Origin of the sequence: Nocardioides sp. cx-169 (genome assembly GCF_021083605.1) — a bacterium.
GTDB lineage: Bacteria > Actinomycetota > Actinomycetes > Propionibacteriales > Nocardioidaceae > Nocardioides.
The window spans coordinates 19,463-36,951 of sequence record NZ_JAJNRO010000019.1 but is presented as its reverse complement, the minus strand read 5'-3'; the positions used below and the strand labels follow the sequence as shown (position 1 = coordinate 36,951).

Genomic DNA, 17,489 nt, shown 5'->3' with positions numbered 1-17,489 from the left:
GTACCGCAGCGGGCGGCATTGGTCGCTTTGTCAGTCAGGTTCCGTGTGGCGACTGGCCCCGGGGTCCTCTTCTGGTTCGAACGAATTGGGTTCACCCATCGTCAGTTCGATGCCCTCCCCGTCACCCTCACCGTCCAGCGGGTCGCGCTCGGCGTCGTCCTGATCTTCGGGCGTCTGGGACTCAGATCCTTCAGCAGGCAGCTTGCTCATGGCTTCACCATCTCCCTTGTACCTGATAAGACGCTCGCGCGGACCCGACCTGCGCGTCAAGTCCTACGGCGGAACGAGGCACCATTGGCCCTAGGCAGGGACTAACAGCGCCGCGAAACCTCCGACCGCCGGCGAATCGTTCGGAGGGCCTCGCCCAGGTTGCCAAGAAGTCGAAGGTGCGTCCTGCCGCCACAAACGACGCCGGAGCGCCACCGACACCACCGCCGAGTCGGACTCGGCCTGTGGATGACGGTCGCCCGAGAGCCCCGCTGTGGAAGGCAATTGGCCCGCGGCGCCTAGCGTCGTGAGCTCAGCGCACCTCGGAGCGGATGATGGTGGGGGGTCGGGCGCCGAGGAAGAAGATCCCGGGCAGGCCCTGGGTCTCGAAGCCCCGACTCGGGTTGCGCACCAGGCGGGAGCGACGGATCAGCATCGTCCCGGTCCGGTCGTTGCTCACGAAGAAGACCGCGCCGCCCCCCTCGTTGGCCACGTTGCCGCGCACGGTCGTGCGGATGAGCGAGAGCGTGAACCTGTTGCCGTCCAGGTAGATCGCGCCACCGCTGCCGCCGCCCCGGGTGCCGGGACGAGCGGGGTTGGCGCCGCGGCCGACGGCGCGGTTGCCGACGAAGGTGCTGTCCTGGATGCGCCAGGACACCCCGATGCTGCTGAGCGCGCCGCCGTTGCTGCACGTGCCGTTCTTGAAGGTGCTGCCGACGACCTGCACCGCTCGGTCGCGGTACTGGTCCAGCACGCGGACCGCTGCCCCACCCAGATCGGGCCCGCGCCGGTCGCACCGGTTGGCGACGAACGTCGAGCCGACGATCTTCAGCTGGCCGCCACGGACGAACACCGCGCCGCCACCGCCGCCGTCGTAGCGCTGGCCGGTGGCGTTGCCCCGAGCGAACGTCAGGTTGCGCAGGACGAGTCGCGGGTAGGCCTGGTCGTCGCAGTGAGAGGTGGTCCACGTCTGCTTCGGGTCGCAGGTGTTCTGGTAGAGGATCCGGCGCTTTCCCATCCCGCTCAGGGTCACCAGCCCGCCGCCGTCGATCACCACGCGCCGCGAGGTGTTGCTGACCTTGGCGGTCCGCCGCATCGTGATGGTCACCGGCCGCGGACCGCAGGCGAACCGGATCACCCCACCGCGGTGGACCGCTCGCACCACCGCGGCGGAGGTGCAGCTGGCTCGCGACCCGTCCCCCACCGTCTGTACGTCGGTCGCGGAGACGCGGCTCGGCGGCGCGACCTCCCCCGGCGTCGCCATCGACCGCGTCGGTGTCGCGCCAACGGCCACCAGCGCCGTGAGGACGGCCACCCAGGTACGAAGCACCCGGTGATGGTAGGACTGCCGCAGCCCGAACGATAGGTTCTCCGACGGCACCGGGATCCAGGTGCACCCGCACGCACGATCCGCACCTCACCCCCATGCCACCCACCATCACCCTCATCCGCCCGCTCGCCGGGCTTCTCGCGGCCGCGGTGATGCTCACCGGCTGCAGCGCTCTCGAGGCGCCGACCGACGCCGCCCGCGAGCCGGCGGCCCCGACCCAGACCCCGGCACAGACCCCGAGTCCCGCCGCGCGACCGCAGGCCGGGACCGCCGTCGCCGTCCTGGCCACCTTGGCCGTCAAGGGCCGCGCCCCGATGACCGGCTACGACCGGGACTCCTTCGGGCCAGCCTGGGCCGACACAGACCGCAACGGCTGCGACACCCGCAACGACATGCTCGCCCGCGACCTCACCCAGGTGGTCTTCCAGCACGGGACACGAGGCTGCGTCGTGGTCTCCGGCGTCCTCGCCGACCCCTACACCGCCACCACCGTCGACTACGTCAAGGGCGACGGGTTCCTCGTGGACATCGACCACGTCGTGGCGCTCGGCAATGCCTGGGCCACCGGAGCGCTCCGGTGGTCGATCACGAAGAGGGCCGCCCTGGCCAACGACCCGCTGAACCTGCTCCCGGTCGACGCCGGTGAGAACCGCGCCAAGTCCGACGCCGACGCCGCCACCTGGCTGCCTCCGAGCAAGGCATTCCGGTGCGACTACGTCGCGCGTCAGATCGCGGTCAAGGCGAAGTACGAGCTGTGGGTCACCCCTGCCGAGAAGGCCGCCATGGCTCGAGTGCTCACCGCGTGCGCCGATCACGACCTGCCGGCTGACTCCGGCGCGCCGACCGAGGCCCCGCTGAACCTCACCGAGGTCGTGCGCTACCCGAGCTGCGACGCGGTGCGCGCGGCCGGCGCGGCGCCGATCCGCCGTGGCGAGCCGGGCTACGGCAGCCACCTGGACCGAGACGGTGACGGGTCGGCCTGCGAGTAGAAGGCGTTCCCCCTCTGGGACCAAGGACACCACGGCCGCGACCAAGGTCTACCCAACAGCGACCACGGCCTGATGCGATCGGCGCGGCGACCGCCTTGACTCGTCTGGTGACCAACGACGCGGCGGGGCCCACTCCCCTCGGTGATCGCGCCCTCGGACCAGACCTGGCGCGCGGGCTCCTGTTGCTGTTCATCGCCTTGGCCAACTCTCACTACTTCCTGCGCGGGGAGACGAGGATGGGCGGCTACCCGACGGACGGCTCGAGGATCGATGCGGCCGCGACCTGGGCGATCTCGACCTTCGTGGACGGCCGGGCCTTCCCGATGTTCGGGCTGCTGTTCGGCTACGGCGTCGCCCAGATCGTGCGCCGCCAGCGCGCCCTGAGCCCACGCGGCGTACGGCGCCTGCTGTGGCGGCGCAGCCTGGTGCTCGTCGTGGTCGGCTTCCTGCACGCCGTGCTGCTCTTCGCCGGCGACATCCTCGGGGCCTACGGCGTGCTGCTGCTGCTCGGGGCGTGGGCGGTCCGTTGGCGCGACCGCTGGCTGCTTGCGGTGGCCGCTGTCTTCTTCGTGCTCGTCCTGCTGCCCAGCGCCGACTCCTCGGCGATCGTCAACGACCCGCCCGACCTGGCGATGCTCCCGCCGGACCTGGCCACGATGGTCGTGGAGCGGGCGAAGAGCTCCGCGTTCGTGTCGCTCCTGGGCCCGATCGGCTTCGCCGGGCCGTTCGCCCTCGGGCTCTGGGCGGGACGCCGCCGCGTCCTCGAGCAGCCGGCGCGGCACCGCACCCTGCTCGGCCTCACCGCCACGCTCGGGATCGGCGCCGCGGCCCTGGGGGCCCAGCCGATCGCGCTGATGCGCGTCGGCGTCGTGGATCCGCCCAAGCAGACGACGCTGGAGCTCTGGGGCCCGTGGCACGACGCGACCGGGGTCCTCGGCGGCTTCGGGTACGCCGCCCTCGTGGCGCTGCTCGCCGGCCCACTCGGGCGCCGAGCGGGTCGCGTGGTCCACGCCCTCGTCGCAGTCGGCCAGCGCTCGATGACCTGCTACCTGGCGCAGTCGGTCGTCTGGGCCGTGATCTTCACGCCGTTCCTGCTCGACCTGTCCGGCACGCTGTCGGTCGCCTCCACGGCGCTCGTCGCCACCGCCACCTGGCTGCTCACCGCGCTCCTGGCGGACCGGATGGCGCGCACGGGCCGGCGGGGGCCCTTCGAGGTGCTGGTGCGGCGGGTCACGTACGGGGGCTCCTACCGGGGGTAGCCGGCGCTACGGTCGGGGCATGGCCACTCACTGGACCCTGGGCTGCGACGCCACGGACCCCCACGCCCTGGCGGCGTTCTGGGCGCAGGCGCTCGGCTACGTGAGCGAGCCCGGCTACGACGAGCCGGACGGCGCCTCGATCGTCGACCCCGACGGAGTGGGGCCCGCGATCGGCTTCCTACGGGTGCCCGAGGGCAAGGCGGCGAAGAACCGCGTGCACCTCGACCTCCGCGTGGCGGGCGAGCCGCCGTGGGATTCGGGTGAGCGCGAGCGGCTGATCCGGGCCAAGGCCGAGCAACTGCTGTCGGCGGGAGCGATTTACGTCCGCGAGCAGACCTACGGCGGCACGTTCGGCCACCTCGTGATGCTCGACCCCGAGGGCAACGAGTTCTGCGTGGCCTAGGTGGTGCACCGGCCGCGACTCCGTCCCGGGGCAGTGGGTACCGGGCCACGTCAGGGGCGCCACGCCCGCCGCCGTCGGACGGAGAGCGTCAGTGCCCATCTGCAGGACGCGGCGCTCCCCGCGAGCCGGGCAGTCGTGACAGCGGCACCGAGCGACGTGCAGCGAGCGCTCGACGCCGCGGTGGGCCCCCTCCCACCGGCCGCCGGACCCGACCGCCGGGCCCTCGACGAGGCGCTGCGGGACGCGCTGAGCGGCGGCAAGCGGTTCCGCCCGCGGCTGGTCGCCGCGGTCCACGACGCTCTGGGCGGCACCGCCCGGACGGCCGTGGCCGAGGTCGGCGCCGCGGTGGAGCTGCTGCACACCGCCTTCCTGGTGCACGACGACGTGATCGACGGCGACGACCTGCGCCGCGGCCGCCCCAGCACCCCCGGCCGCTTCCGCGCGGAGGCGCTCGGCCACGGCGCGACGCCTCAGGGTGCCGAGAGCTACGCGCGCGCTGCCTCGGTGCTCGTCGGCGACCTGGCGCTGAGCCACGCGCTGCGCGCGGTCGCCCTGTGCGAGGTGGACGCCGGGACCCGGGCGAGCCTGCTCGACCTCTTCGACACGGCGCTGCGGGTCTCGGCCACGGGCGAGCTGGCCGACGTGCGGCTGAGCCTCGGAGTCGCGGAGCCCACGCTCGCCGAGGTGCTCGCGATGGAGGCGCACAAGACGGCCGCCTACTCCTTCGAGCTGCCGATGCAGGCCGGCGCCGCGCTGGCGGGCGCCGAGTCGGGCGTGGTCGACGGGGTGGGCCGCGTAGGCCGGCTCCTGGGTGTCGCCTACCAGCTGCTCGACGACCTCGAGGGCGTCTTCGGCGACCCCGAGGGCACCGGCAAGGCCCCGCTGGGAGACCTCCGCGAGGGCAAGCGGACCCCACTCATCGTGCACGCGCAGGGCAGCGCGACCTGGGGCCGCGTGTCGCCGTACCTGGGCCGCGCCGACCTGGGACCAGCAGACGCCGCCCGCGTGCGCAACGCCCTGGAGGAGGGCGGGTCCCGCGCCTTCGTCGAGGAGCTGGCGCGCCGACACCTGCGGGAGGCCGCCGAGGAGTCCGGACTCCTGGGCCTGCCGCCGGACCTCGTCCACGACGTCGGCGCGGTCTCCTCCGACCGCCCGGCAGGAGCCGCGTGATGTTCCGGCTCCCGCCGGGGTCGAACGCCGGGCCGCTCACCGCGCACCGGACCTACGACGAGGTGGCGGATGCCAGCGCGGCGCTGGTGATCAAGCGCTACTCGACGTCGTTCGGCCTGGCGAGCCGCCTGCTGGAGCCGCCGGTACGCCGCCACGTGCGCAACGTCTACGCGCTGGTCCGGGTCGCCGACGAGATCGTCGACGCCCCCCGCCCCGATGGCAGCACCGAGGCGCAGGAGGCGACGCTGACCGAGCTGGAGCGCGAGACCCGCCGCGCCCTGGGCACCGGCCACTCGGGCAACCTGGTCGTCCACGCGTTCGCCCGCACGGCGCGAGAGACGGGGATCGAGCAGGCCCTGCTCGACCCGTTCTTCGCCTCCATGCGTGCCGACCTCACGCCGGTCGAGCACGACCGGGCCAGCTTCGAGCGCTACGTCCACGGCTCGGCCGAGGTCGTGGGGCTGATGTGCCTGCGCGCCTTCCTGGCCGCCGAGCCCGGCGCCGGCGCGTCGTACGACGAGCTCGTGGCCGGGGCCCGCCGCCTGGGCGCGGCCTTCCAGAAGCTGAACTTCCTGCGCGACCTGGGCGCCGACTACGAGGCCCTGGGGCGCTCGTACTTCCCGGGGGTGAACCCCGCGCGGCTGGACGTCGCGACGCGAGACGCACTCCTCGACGACATCGACGCCGACCTCGCCTCAGGCGCGCGGTCCCTCGAGCTGCTCCCGCCCAGCAGCCGGCGCGCCGTGCGGGTCGCACACGCGCTGTTCGGCGAGCTCTCGCGGCGCGTGCGCGCGACCCCGCCCGAGCGGCTGGGGTTGATGCGAGTGCGGGTGCCCGACCCGGTGAAGGCCCGGCTCCTGCTGACCAGCCTGCTGAGGCCGGCGCGGTGAGGCGCGCAGTGGTGGTCGGCGGCGGCATCACCGGTCTGGCGACTGCGGCCCTGCTGGCCCGCGACGGCTGGAGCGTCGACGTCCTGGAGCGGCGCGACGAGCTGGGCGGACGCGCCGGGTCGCTGGAGGTGGACGGCTTCCGGTTCGACACCGGGCCGTCGTGGTGGCTGATGCCGGAGGTCTTCGACCACTTCTTCGCCATGCTCGGCACCACCACCGCCGAGCAGCTGGACCTGGAGCGGCTCGACCCGGGCTACCGGGTCTTCTACGAGGGGCTCGGCGAGCCGGTCGACGTGCGCGCGGGCCGCGCGCCCAACGTCGCGCTGTTCGAGGAGATCGAGCCCGGCGCCGGGCGCCGACTGGAGGCCTACCTGGACTCGGCCCGGCGGGTCTACGAGCTCAGCGTGAACCGCTTCCTCTACACCAGCTTCGAGTCGCCGCGCTCGCTGCTCAAGGCCGACGTCCTGCGCCGTGGCGGCGAGCTCACCTCGCTGCTGACGCGGTCGCTGGAGTCGCGCGTCGCGCGCTCCTTCCGCGACCGGCGGCTGCGCCAGATCCTCGGCTACCCCGCGGTGTTCCTCGGGACGTCCCCGGACCGCGCGCCGAGCATGTACCACCTGATGAGCTGGATGGACCTGGGCGACGACGGGGTGCTCTACCCCCGCGGCGGGTTCTCCCGGCTCATCGAGGCCGTGACCGGCCTCGCTCGCGCGCACGGCGCCCGGCTGCACACGGGCTGCGAGGCGACCGCCGTACGCACGCGACCCGGAGGGCGCCGCGCGCGCGTCACGGGCGTGGACTACCTCGACGCCGACGGCCGGCCCGCCACCCTCGAGGCCGACGTTGTCGTGGGCGCGGCCGACCTGCACCACGTCGAGACCGGTCTGGTGGCCCCGGCGCTCCAGACCTACCCGCAGTCGTGGTGGGACAAGCAGGTCTCGGGTCCCGGTGCGGTGCTGGCCTACCTCGGCGTCGACGGCGCCCTGCCGGAGCTGGCCCACCACTCGCTGTTCTTCACCGCGGACTGGAAGGCCAACTTCGACGCGATCTTCGAGCCGCCCACCCGCGTCCCGGACCCCGCCTCGGTCTACGTGTGCCGCCCCTCGGCGACCGACAACTCGGTTGCTCCCCCGGGCATGGAGAACCTCTTCCTCCTCGTGCCGGTGCCGGCCGACGTCGGGATCGGCCACGGGGGCCGCGACGGCGCCGGCGACCCGGCGGTGGAGAAGGCGACGGACGCCGCGATCGCCCAGGTGGCCGACTGGGCCGGGATCGCGGACCTCGCGGCACGGGTACGGGTCCGCCACACCGTCGGCCCCGCCGACTTCGCGAACGACCTGCGCTCCTGGCGCGGCGGCGCGCTCGGGCCGGGACACATCCTGACCCAGAGCGCCTTCTTCCGCGCCGGCAACGCCTCGCGCAAGGTCGACGGCCTCCTGTACGCCGGCTACAGCACGATCCCCGGAATCGGCCTGCCCATGTGCCTGATCAGCGCCGAGCTGGTGCTCAAGCGCCTGCGCGGCGACCGCTCGACCGGCCCCTCGGCGCGGCGATGAGGTTCGCCTACCTGGCCAGCATCCTGGTCTCGGCGCTCTGCCTCGGCCTGGTCGACCGGCGCTGGCGGCTGTTCCTCTTCGCCCGGCCGCTCCGGGCGCTCGCGGTGCTCGCGGTCGGATTCGCCTTCTTCCTGGTCTGGGACCTCGCCGCGCTCGACCAGTCGATCTACCGCCGCGGCGACTCCCCCGCCATGACCGGCATCGAGGTGGCCGACGAGCTGCCCGTGGAGGAGCTCTTCTTCATCGGCTTCCTCTGCTACACCACGATGGTGCTGCACGGCCTGGCCGCGCACCTCCTCTCCCGCCGGCGGGAGGGATCGGTCTCGTGACGTACCTCGACGTCGCCGTGTGGTTCCTGGCGCTGGCCGCCACGGTGCTGGCCACCGCCGTGGTCCTGCGCCGACCCTCGCGCCGGTGGTGGGCGACCACCGGTCTGACGCTGCTCGCCATGGGCGTGCTCACGGTCGTGTTCGACAGCCTGATGATCGCCGCCGACCTGTTCCGCTACGGCGACGGCGCGCTCGTGGGCGTGCGGCTGATCCTGGCACCCGTCGAGGACCTCGCCTGGCCACTCGCCGCGGTGGCCCTGCTGCCGTCGGTGTGGCTCCTGCTCGGCGGGCGCGACCGATGACCGCCGCCGCCGAGCCGAGCACGGCGCCGTCGCGGCTGGCGCAGCTCGTGGGCACCTCGCGGCCCCTGAGCTGGGTCAACACCGCCTACCCGTTCGGCGCCGCCTACCTGCTCGCCGGCGGCGGCGTCGACCTCCGGCTGGTGCTGGGCGTGCTGTGGTTCCTGGTGCCCTACAACCTGCTGATGTACGGCGTGAACGACGTCTTCGACTACGAGTCCGACGTGCGCAACCCGCGCAAGGGCGGGGTCGAGGGCATCGTCCTCGACCGGCGGGTGCACCGGCTGACGCTCTGGGCCGCGGGGGTCCTCAACGTGCCGTTCGTCGTGGCGCTCGTCGTGCTCGGCGACTCCGCCTCCACGGCGGTGCTCGCGGTGTCGGTGTTCGCCGTCGTGGCCTACTCCGCCCCATGGCTGCGCTTCAAGGAGCGCCCCTTCCTCGACTCGCTGACCTCCAGCACCCACTTCGTCAGCCCGGCCTGCTTCGGTCTCGCGCTCGCGGGTGGGTCCCCGACCCGCGAGGCCCTCGCGGCGCTCGCCGGCTTCTTCCTGTGGGGCGTCGCCTCGCACGCGTTCGGGGCGGTGCAGGACATCCGGGCCGACCGAGAGGCCGACATCGCCTCGGTCGGCACCTGGCTGGGCGCCGCGGGCACCGTGCGCCTGGCCCTGGCGTCGTACGTCGCGGCCGGGCTGCTCCTGGCGACCACCGGCTGGCCGGCGGCGCTGAGCGCGCTGCTCGTGCTGCCCTACGCCGTCAACGTCGCGGCCTACCTGTCGGTGCGCGACGACGACTGCGAGCGCGCCCACGGCGGCTGGCGGCGCTTCCTGTGGCTCAACTACGTGACCGGTTTCCTTCTCACCCAGCTGCTCATCTGGCTGACCTGGTGATCCGGCGCCACCGCTCCTGCCAGCGCAGCCAGGGCGGCTGGACGGCCCAGTTGACGCGCAGGGTGCGCCACGCGCGGTCCAGGCGCCGGCGGCGCTGCTCGGCTCCGCGCAGCGACCGCGCCGAGACCCCCACCACCAGCCGCGGGTCGAGCCGCACCACCCGGGACGGGCCGAGGACGAAGGCGAGATCCAGGTCGTCGTGCAGCTCCGGGTCGTCGCGATGGACCTCCCCGCGCACCGCCTGCCAGACCGAGCGGCGCAGCGCCATGCTGGAGCCCCACAGCGAGGTGTGACCGAGGGCGAGGTGGGTCGAGGCGTAGTAGGTGCCGAGGTACGCCGCCGCGGCCGGCCACCTCAGCCCGCGCGGCAGGTCGTGGAACCAGCCCCAGCCCGTCACCGCGTCGAGGCCCGGGCGAGAGGCGAAGGTGGCGGCGATCGTGGCGACCCACTCGGGGCCCGGGCGGCTGTCGGCGTCACAGCGGGCGATGACCTCGCCGCGCGCCGCGTCGTACCCGGTGGCGGCCGCGCTCGGGATGCCCACCGCCGGCTCGGGCACCACTCGGGCCCCGCCGGCACGGGCGACGGCCGCCGAGTCGTCGCTCGAGCCGTTGTCGACCACGACCACCTCGAGCGGGGGCGTGGTCTGGACGGCGAGGAGCCGCAGGCACGCGCGCAGCGCCTCGGCGTCATCGCGCACGGGGATGACGACCGAGACGGTCGGGGTGCTCATCGGCGCGCACCCGCGAGCAGCAGCCCGCGGGCCAGGAGGACCGCGGCCACTGCGGAGCCGACCCCGCCGGCGACCAGGTCGCCCATGGTGTCGGCGTAGCCGACCTGGATCCGGTCGTCGATCTGCGTGTGCCCGAACCACTCGCACATCTCCCAGACCACGGCCAACGACGTGCCGAGGGCCAGCGTGACGACGCCCCGGCCGAGCCGCCAGCGCGGGGTGGCCGGGTCGCGCGCCAGGCTCAGGGCGCCGAGCCGCACGAGGGCGAGGTAGGCCATGGCGGCGATGAGGCCGGTCGCGGCGGCGTGGACGACCACGTCGAGCCACCCGACGCGCAGGTAGAGGTCGAGCTGGGCGGCCCAGGCGCCGAAGAGCAGCAGCGCGCAGTAGGACAGGTCCAGCGCCGCCGGCGCCTCCAGCGCACGGGGGATGACGCAGCCGCCCAGCACCAGGAAGAACAGCGCGCCGCCCACCCAGCCCCATGGCGGCAGCGCCACCACGACGCTCAGCAGCGCCGCCCAGCGCAGCACGTCGCCCAGGACGAAGCGCGGCACCGGCACGCGGTGATGCTATCCGGCGGTCGTCGGCCCGCCTTGACCGCCGACGAGAGCCGTGCGGTCACCGGGTCTCGAGGCTCAGCGAGCCGACAGCCGAGGGGTCGCAGATGTCGGCGGGCGGGTCTAGCGTCGGGCCATGGCTGACTTCACCGACGAGGACCTGAGCGGCTCCCGGCTCACCCGGGTGGACCTGAGCAACACGCGCTTCGAGCGCGTCCACCTCGAGCACGTCGAGCTCATCGACTCCGAGATGTACGACATGACCATCCGCGGCACCGACCTGATCGGCGTGCGCATGCACGGCGTCGAGATCGTCGACCTCGACATCGTCGGGGAGGTGGTGAAGCTGACCGTCAACGGCGTCGACGTCGCCTCCTTCGTGCAGGACGAGCTCGACCGGCGCCATCCCGGCCGAGCAGCCATGCGGCCGACGGACCCCGACGGCTACCGCGCCGCGTGGGACCTGCTCGAGGAGCTCTGGGCCGGCACCGTCGAGCGGGCCCGGCGCCTCGACCCGGCCCTGCTGCACGAGTCCGTCGACGGCGAGTGGTCGTTCATCGAGACCCTGCGCCACCTCGCCTTCGCCACGGACGCGTGGCTGAGCCGCGCCATCCTGGGCGACCCCTCCCCGTGGCACCCGCTCGAGCTGCCATGGGACCAGATGCCCGACACCCCGGGCATCCCCCGCGACCGCGCCGCTCGTCCCTCCCTCGAGGAGGTGCTCGAGCTGCGCGAGAGCCGCCGCGACGCCGTGCGCCGCTACCTCGACCGACTCACCTCGGAGGCCCTCGAGCGCGACACCGTGCCCGTCGAGGGGCCGGGCTGGCCGCCGCCGGAGAGCTTCCCGGTCGCGCAGTGCCTGCGCACCATCCTCAACGAGGAGTGGGAGCACCGGCTCTACGCCGAGCGCGACCTGGCGGTGCTCGAGAGCCGGTCCTCGGTGTGATCCTCCGTGCGGGGATCGCGCACGTCGGCGATGAATCCGGGGCGGCCCTCGGCCTGACCTGACAGCGCGGCCTCACCGGGAGGCCCGCCCGGAGGAGGCGTCATGGTCACCGCACGACTGAGCACCGAGGCTGGGCGACGAGGTCTTCGGTGAGGCGCCTCGCGACCAGCCGAGGTGGGTCGCTCAGGCGAAGAGCGACTGACCGACCCACTCCCCCGGCTGCACACCAGGCGGTACGGCGAACAGTGCGGAGCCGGTGGTCTTGAGGTACTCCATGAGCGCGTCGCTCTTGGCCATGGCGTTCTGGACGGGGATGAAGCCGGTGCGCGGGTCGCGCACGTAGGCGATGAAGAACAGCCCGGCGTTCAGCCCGCCGAGGGCGTCGCTGCCGTCGACGAAGTTGTAGCCGCGGCGCAGCATCCGGGCGCCGCCGTGCCGGTCGGGGTGGACCAGGCGCACATGCGCGTCCGCGGGGATGATCGGACCGCCCCGGCCGGGCATCTCGAAGTCGGGCTCGCTGAACTCCTCGCCTCCCGACAGCGGCGCGCCGGTTCCCTTGGTGCGGCCGACGAAGCGCTCCTGCTCGCCGAGCGGCTGGCGGTCCCAGACCTCGATGGTCATGTTGATCCGGCGGGCGACCAGGTAGGAGCCGCCGGCCAGCCAGTCACCCCGCGGGTCGTCGTCCGGGCCGACCCAGACGTGCTCGCCGAGGGCGGCCTCCTCCTCGGCCTTCACGTTGGCGGTGCCGTCCTTGAAGCCGAACAGGTTGCGCGGGGTGTCCTGGGTCGTCGACGTCGACGACGTGCGGCCGAAGCCGAGCTGCGACCAGCGCACCGAGGCGGTCCCGAAGCCGAGTCGCACCAGGTTGCGCACCGCGTGCACGGCGACCTGCGGGTCGTCGGCGCAGGCCTGGATGCACAGGTCGCCGTAGGAGCGGGCCGGGTCGAGGTTGTCGGCCGGGAAGTGCGGCAGCGTCTGCAGCGCCTCGGGCTGCCGGTCCGCCAGGCCGAAGCGGTCGCGGCCCTCGGCGTCGCGGAAGAGCCCGGGGCCGAAGCCGAAGGTGATGGTCAGCCCGCTGGCGGGCAGCCCGATGGCCTCGCCGGTGTCGTCCGGAGGCAGGTCGAGGGACCCCTCGACCGGCCCGATCTCCCCCGCGCCCTGCCCCTTCGTCATCCGCTCGGCGGCGGCGGTCCACCGCTGGAGCAGGTCGATCAGGTCATCGCGCGAGTCGCTGGTGACGTCGAGCGCCGCGAAGTGCAGCCGGTCCTGGGCCGGCGTGACGATGCCGGCCTGGTGGGCGCCGCGGAAGGCGTACGACGCGGAGCGGGCCGAGGCCTGCTCCAGCACCGCCTCCGGGTCGGCCGTCGCCCGACCGGTCACGAAGGCGCCGGCGACCCCGGCGGCGGCCACGCCGCCACCGAGGAGCCCACGTCGGGAGACCTGGGGCGCCATGGTCAGGCCAGGACCGCGGCCGTCAGGCGCGAGAGCGGCTCGGACAGGGCGTTGACCGCATCCGAGAGTGCCTTGATCTCCTCGGCCGACAGCTCGTCGTAGTAGCGGAAGCCGTCCTCGGTCCGCTGCGCGTCGAGCAGGGTCTGCAGCTCCGCGAAGCGGCTCTCGAGCTGGGTCGCGAGCTCGGGGTCCTTCTGCTCGAGCAGCGGCTTGACCCCGTCGAAGCCGACCTTGGCGCCGTCGACGTTGGCCTGGAAGTCCCACAGGTCGGTCCGCGACCAGTACTCCTCCTCGCCGGTGACCTTGCCGGTCGCGACCTCCTCGAGCAGCCCGCGCGAGCCGTTGGCGATCTGGTCGACCGTGAAGGTCAGCTCCTGGATGCGCCCGTCGAGCGTCTCGGTGTTGGCGAGCAGGTCGTCGGCGTAGAAGGCGCGCTCCTTGGCGGTCAGTGCCTGGTACTTGCCCGCACGCGCCGGCCACAGGTCCTTCTCGATGAGGTGCCAGCCGGTCCACTTCTGACCGGGCTCGAGGTCGGCCTCGCGGGCGTCCATCATCGGGTCCAGGTCGCCGAATGACTCCGCCACGGTCTCGATGCGCTCCCAGTGGGTGCGGGCGTCGGCGTACAGGGCGCGCGCCTCGTCGTCCTTGTCGGAGGCCTTGTAGAGCTCGACGAACTCGCGCGTCTTCACGAGCAGCTGGTCGGACTGGTCCTGCACGTAGGCGGCGTAGTTGTCCTGCGCGGCCGTGACCAGGCCCTCCTCGTCCTCGCTCACCTCGACGTCCTCGTCGGACTCCGTGACGGTGAAGTCGGCGCGGATCCCGTCGCCGGTCATCCCGGGCTTGCACGCGGTGACGTAGGAGCCGGCCGGGACCTTGGCGGTCAGCGGCCGGGTGATGCTGGGCCCGATGTTCTCGACCTCGGCGACGATCCGCAGGCCGTCCTCGGCGAGCAGGTAGAACTCGGTGACCTGCGAGCCGTTGTTGGTCACGTCGAAGGTGATCGTGCCCGCGGGAGCCTCGGTCGCGGAGACCGTGCACTCCTCGTCGGTGGAGTCGACCGCCAGTGCGCGGGCGTCACCGCCGGTGCCGCCCCCGCCGCCCGACGGCTCGGTGCTCTCGGTGCCACAGGCGGCGAGGACGGGCGCGGCGACGAGCAGGCCGGCGGCCAGCCAGGTCAGAGACTTCACAGGTTGCTTCCTTCGGGGACCGGGGTGGGGTGGGAAGAGGCCGCCGTACGGCGCCGCGTCATGCGGAAGAACAGGTAGGAGACGGGCACGACGTAGGCCACCCAGGCGATCGCCTCGAGCACCGTGGTGGCGGGCGAGAAGTTGAAGACGCCCTTGAGCAGGGTGCCGTACCAGGAGCCGGGCGCGATGATGTGGCTGACGTCGAAGGCGAGGGTGTGCAGGCCCGGCAGGAAGCCGGCCTCCTGGAGGTCGTGCACGCCGTAGGCCAGCACGCCGGCGGCGACGACGACCAGGAACGCACCGGTCCAGGTGAAGAAGCGGGTGAGGTTGATCGAGACGGCGCCGCGGTAGATGAGGTAGCCGAGGACGACGGCGGTGAGGATGCCGGCGAGCGCCGCGACGAGCGGCTCGGCGGTCTGCTGGGCGGTGGGCGCCAGATCCCGGCCGATGGCGGCCTGGGTGTTGGTCCAGAGGATCAGCGCGGTCTCGAGCCCCTCGCGGCCGACGGCGAGGAACGCCACGACGACCAGCGACCACGCGCGACCGTCGGCCGCGACGTCGATGCGACCGCGCAGCTCGCTGCCGATGGTGCGCGCCGCGCCGGCCATCCAGAAGATCATCCAGGTCACGAACGCGACGGCGACCAGGGACAGGGTGCCGCCGATGAGCTCCTGGGTCTCGAAGGTGAACTTGCGCGACTGCAGGCCCAGCCCGAGGGTCACGGCGACGCTGAGCGCGATCGCGACCGCGACGCCGAGCCAGATCCGCGGCAGCAGGTGCCGGCGCTCGGTCTTGACCAGATAGGCCACGAGGATCGAGACCACGAGCGCGGCCTCCAGCCCCTCGCGGAGGCCGATCAGGTAGTTGGCGAGCACAACGTCGCAGCCTACGCCGAGATCGTTAGGGATGCCTTACCTGTAGCGCATCGTGACCTGATCGTGCCGCGGTCCGCTTGACGCCTTCCGGCAGGTGTGTCTCCGGTCGCCGTCGATGACGGCCGTGGCGCCCGACGCGGTCGCGTCGACCATGACTCCTCCTCTCGTCCGCCGGAACTATGGATTCGACGATCCGGGACAGGTGCGGCGAACGACCCTCGTCGGGCAAGGTCGAAGAGGTCTGGTGTCCGACACAGGAGCCTCTCCCCCTGGCCCGACGAGCCCGGTCAACGTCGACCGTCCGACCGATCGAGCACCTGCTCATGGGTGAGCTCGACGTCGCCCCGGAGACTCGCGAGCACCGGATCAGCGAGCACCGGATCAGCGAGCACCGCACGATCCTGGAGCACGCGCGCGCGACGCTCAGCAGACGCGCGAGGCCTGGGTGGACCATCTCGAGGCCAGCGAGGACGCGCTGCGCGCCGCCCTCGAGGCCAGCACCGCCGCGCTCGAGGCCTGAGGGTCCTCAGCCCGCGGGCGGCCTGTCCCGCCGTGGTCGCCAGGCTCCCGGCCAGCGCGGGCGCGCGGGACTGTTCCCGCACCCCTGACCCCGTCTCGGGGTCGGGGCCCGGGTCCGGCCCGGGGTCGGGTCAGAGCGTTCCCCGATGCGCGGGGACCGTCTGCGGACGAGGCTTCTCGACATGATCACCATCGACTCACTGACCAGGACGTACGGCTCCTTCACCGCCGTCGACGATGTCACGTTCGAGGCCCGCCCGGGCCGCGTGACCGGGTTCCTCGGCCCCAACGGGGCCGGGAAGTCCACCTCCATGCGGGTCATGGTCGGGCTCACTCCCCCGACCTCCGGCACCGCCCTGATCGCGGGGCGCCGCTTCGCGGACCTGCCCAACCCGGGCCGGGAGGTGGGGGTGCTGCTCGACGCGTCGGCGCAGCACGCCGGCCGCACCGGCCGCGAGATCCTCACCATCGCCCAGCGCACGATGGGCCTCCCCGCGGCGCGGGTCGACGAGATGCTCGACGTCGTCAGCCTCACCGACACCGAGGCCTCGCGGCGGGTGCGCAACTACTCGCTGGGCATGCGCCAGCGGCTCGGCATCGCCACCGCCCTCATCGGCGACCCGCAGGTGCTGATCCTCGACGAGCCGGCCAACGGCCTCGACCCTGCCGGCATCCGCTGGATGCGCGACCTGCTGCGCGGCTACGCCAACCGTGGCGGCACCGTGCTGCTGTCCTCGCACCTGCTGCACGAGATCGAGGTCATCGCCGACGACATCGTGGTCATCGGCCACGGCCGCATCGTCGCGCAGGGCACCAAGACCGAGCTGCTCGAGGCGGCCGGCACGGTCGTGCGCAGCGACGACCTGGCCGGCCTGGTCAGGGCGCTGGACGCCGCCGAGATCGGCGGCACGCCGTACGCCGACGGCGCGCTGCGCACCGACGCCCACACCTCCGTCGTCGGCAAGGTCGCCCTCGCGGCCGGCGTCGCCCTCACCGAGCTCCGCGCCGCCGACGGCGCCGGGCTCGAGGAGATGTTCCTCGAGCTCACTGCAGACACCCAACGAGAAGGAGCAGCGGCATGAGCGCCATCACCGCCGACCCGGTCGACACCATCGTCACCACCCGGCCCGCCCATCCCCCGATCCCGCTCACCCGCGTCGCGGGTGTCGAGCTGCGCAAGATGTTCGACACCCGCTCCGGCTTCTGGCTGATGGCCAGCATCGCGATCACCGCCGTGCTCGCCACCGGCGCGGTGATCCTGTTCGCCCCCGACAGCGAGCTCACCTACGAGTCCTTCGCCTCCGCCATCGGCTTCCCGATCGCGGTCATCCTGCCGATGGTCGCCGTCCTGTCGGTGACCGGCGAGTGGAGCCAGCGCACAGGCCTCACGACGTTCACGCTGGTGCCGCACCGCGAGCGCATCATCGCCGCCAAGCTGCTCGTCGCCGTCGGCGTCGGCGTGGTGTCCATGTTCGTCGCTGGCGCGATCGGCGCCCTCGGCAATGTCGTCGGGACCGCGATCACCGGCACTGACACGGTCTGGAACGTGTCGGTGACCGAGTTCGCCTACATCATCCTGGCCAACGTGCTCGGCATGCTGATCGGCTTCATGCTCGGGGTGCTCATCCGCAACTCCCCCGGCGCGATCGTGGCGTACTTCGTCTACTCGTTCGTGCTGCCCACCCTGTCGATGCTGCTGGCCTCCACGCAGGAGTGGTTCGCCGACCTGCAGAGCTGGGTCGACTTCAACTTCGCCCAGGGCTCGCTGTTCGAGGGGCAGATGTCCGGGGAGGCCTGGGCCCAGCTCGCCACCACCGGCACCCTCTGGCTGATCCTCCCCCTGGCCGTCGGCCTGGCCCTGGTCATGCGCTCCGAGGTGAAGTGACCCGTCACCAACTCACTCG

Annotated in this window: 19 protein-coding genes and 1 pseudogene; 13 read left to right on the top strand and 7 right to left on the bottom strand. The window is 72.9% G+C overall.

The window, feature by feature from the left end; genetic code table 11:
- Positions 1 to 30: 30 nt before the first annotated feature.
- Together LRP67_RS20400 and LRP67_RS20395 are read right to left on the bottom strand one after the other, a co-directional pair.
- Positions 31 to 210, bottom strand: coding sequence for a hypothetical protein (locus LRP67_RS20400; RefSeq protein WP_231272018.1), 180 nt, complete (start codon positions 208 to 210; stop codon positions 31 to 33).
- Positions 211 to 520: 310 nt separating this feature from the next.
- A complete protein-coding gene (locus LRP67_RS20395) occupies positions 521 to 1,537 on the bottom strand; it encodes a hypothetical protein (protein WP_231272016.1) in 1,017 nt (338 codons plus the stop codon).
- Positions 1,538 to 1,689: 152 nt separating this feature from the next.
- Here LRP67_RS20395 and LRP67_RS20390 point away from each other — a divergent pair.
- From LRP67_RS20390 to LRP67_RS20345, 10 genes and pseudogenes are all read left to right on the top strand, one after another.
- Positions 1,690 to 2,364, top strand: a pseudogene (locus LRP67_RS20390) (HNH endonuclease family protein); the annotation flags it as partial.
- A 45-nt stretch (positions 2,365 to 2,409) separates the two neighbouring features.
- Positions 2,410 to 2,526, top strand: a complete 117-nt coding sequence (locus LRP67_RS20385) for an excalibur calcium-binding domain-containing protein (RefSeq protein WP_231272071.1) — start codon at positions 2,410 to 2,412, stop codon at positions 2,524 to 2,526.
- A gap of 107 nt (positions 2,527 to 2,633) precedes the next feature.
- Entirely contained in the window at positions 2,634 to 3,785 is a 1,152-nt protein-coding gene (locus LRP67_RS20380; RefSeq protein ID WP_231272014.1) for a DUF418 domain-containing protein, read from the top strand.
- Between the two features lie 19 nt (positions 3,786 to 3,804).
- Positions 3,805 to 4,188 (top strand): VOC family protein, encoded by a 384-nt coding sequence (locus tag LRP67_RS20375; protein WP_231272012.1) that lies wholly within the window; start codon positions 3,805 to 3,807, stop codon positions 4,186 to 4,188.
- 135 nt (positions 4,189 to 4,323) lie between these two features.
- On the top strand, positions 4,324 to 5,358 hold the full coding sequence (locus LRP67_RS20370) for a polyprenyl synthetase family protein (RefSeq protein ID WP_231272010.1): 1,035 nt from the start codon (positions 4,324 to 4,326) through the stop codon (positions 5,356 to 5,358).
- Positions 5,358 to 6,248, top strand: coding sequence for a squalene/phytoene synthase family protein (locus LRP67_RS20365; protein ID WP_231272008.1), 891 nt, complete (start codon positions 5,358 to 5,360; stop codon positions 6,246 to 6,248). The genes LRP67_RS20370 and LRP67_RS20365 overlap by 1 nt, the downstream gene beginning before the upstream one ends.
- Positions 6,245 to 7,804 carry a phytoene desaturase family protein gene (crtI, locus tag LRP67_RS20360; RefSeq protein WP_231272007.1) on the top strand — a complete coding sequence of 520 codons (1,560 nt, stop codon included), beginning with the start codon at positions 6,245 to 6,247 and terminating at the stop codon, positions 7,802 to 7,804. The genes LRP67_RS20365 and crtI overlap by 4 nt, the downstream gene beginning before the upstream one ends.
- The gene (locus LRP67_RS20355) at positions 7,801 to 8,133 is read left to right on the top strand and encodes a lycopene cyclase domain-containing protein (RefSeq protein ID WP_231272005.1); all 333 of its coding nucleotides are present in this window, start codon (positions 7,801 to 7,803) and stop codon (positions 8,131 to 8,133) included. Before crtI ends, LRP67_RS20355 begins: the two co-directional genes overlap by 4 nt.
- The gene (locus LRP67_RS20350; RefSeq protein ID WP_231272003.1) at positions 8,130 to 8,435 is read left to right on the top strand and encodes a lycopene cyclase domain-containing protein; all 306 of its coding nucleotides are present in this window, start codon (positions 8,130 to 8,132) and stop codon (positions 8,433 to 8,435) included. The genes LRP67_RS20355 and LRP67_RS20350 overlap by 4 nt, the downstream gene beginning before the upstream one ends.
- Positions 8,432 to 9,319, top strand: coding sequence for a prenyltransferase (locus LRP67_RS20345; protein WP_231272000.1), 888 nt, complete (start codon positions 8,432 to 8,434; stop codon positions 9,317 to 9,319). Before LRP67_RS20350 ends, LRP67_RS20345 begins: the two co-directional genes overlap by 4 nt.
- Here the strand turns inward: LRP67_RS20345 and LRP67_RS20340 are convergent.
- Both LRP67_RS20340 and LRP67_RS20335 read right to left on the bottom strand, forming a co-directional pair.
- A complete protein-coding gene (locus LRP67_RS20340; RefSeq protein WP_231271998.1) occupies positions 9,300 to 10,049 on the bottom strand; it encodes a glycosyltransferase family 2 protein in 750 nt (249 codons plus the stop codon). The two genes, LRP67_RS20345 and LRP67_RS20340, sit on opposite strands and share 20 nt — an antisense overlap.
- Positions 10,046 to 10,609, bottom strand: a complete 564-nt coding sequence (locus LRP67_RS20335; RefSeq protein WP_231271996.1) for a hypothetical protein — start codon at positions 10,607 to 10,609, stop codon at positions 10,046 to 10,048. Before LRP67_RS20335 ends, LRP67_RS20340 begins: the two co-directional genes overlap by 4 nt.
- Before the next feature lie 133 nt (positions 10,610 to 10,742).
- On the opposite strand from LRP67_RS20335, the gene LRP67_RS20330 reads away from it, so the two are divergent.
- Positions 10,743 to 11,552, top strand: a complete 810-nt coding sequence (locus LRP67_RS20330) for a DinB family protein (protein WP_231271993.1) — start codon at positions 10,743 to 10,745, stop codon at positions 11,550 to 11,552.
- A 183-nt stretch (positions 11,553 to 11,735) separates the two neighbouring features.
- Here LRP67_RS20330 and efeB read toward each other — a convergent pair whose 3' ends face one another.
- The 3 genes from efeB to efeU are packed head-to-tail and all read right to left on the bottom strand — an operon-like array spanning position 11,736 to position 15,066.
- On the bottom strand, positions 11,736 to 13,004 hold the full coding sequence (gene efeB / locus LRP67_RS20325; protein WP_231271991.1) for an iron uptake transporter deferrochelatase/peroxidase subunit: 1,269 nt from the start codon (positions 13,002 to 13,004) through the stop codon (positions 11,736 to 11,738).
- A gap of 2 nt (positions 13,005 to 13,006) precedes the next feature.
- Positions 13,007 to 14,191 (bottom strand): iron uptake system protein EfeO, encoded by a 1,185-nt coding sequence (gene efeO / locus LRP67_RS20320; RefSeq protein ID WP_231271989.1) that lies wholly within the window; start codon positions 14,189 to 14,191, stop codon positions 13,007 to 13,009.
- Positions 14,188 to 15,066, bottom strand: a complete 879-nt coding sequence (gene efeU, locus LRP67_RS20315) for an iron uptake transporter permease EfeU (RefSeq protein WP_231271987.1) — start codon at positions 15,064 to 15,066, stop codon at positions 14,188 to 14,190. The genes efeO and efeU overlap by 4 nt, the downstream gene beginning before the upstream one ends.
- Before the next feature lie 701 nt (positions 15,067 to 15,767).
- Here efeU and LRP67_RS20310 point away from each other — a divergent pair.
- Both LRP67_RS20310 and LRP67_RS20305 read left to right on the top strand, forming a co-directional pair.
- On the top strand, positions 15,768 to 16,667 hold the full coding sequence (locus LRP67_RS20310; RefSeq protein ID WP_231271985.1) for an ABC transporter ATP-binding protein: 900 nt from the start codon (positions 15,768 to 15,770) through the stop codon (positions 16,665 to 16,667).
- Positions 16,664 to 17,470 carry an ABC transporter permease gene (locus tag LRP67_RS20305; protein WP_231271983.1) on the top strand — a complete coding sequence of 269 codons (807 nt, stop codon included), beginning with the start codon at positions 16,664 to 16,666 and terminating at the stop codon, positions 17,468 to 17,470. Before LRP67_RS20310 ends, LRP67_RS20305 begins: the two co-directional genes overlap by 4 nt.
- Positions 17,471 to 17,489 lie beyond the last annotated feature (19 nt).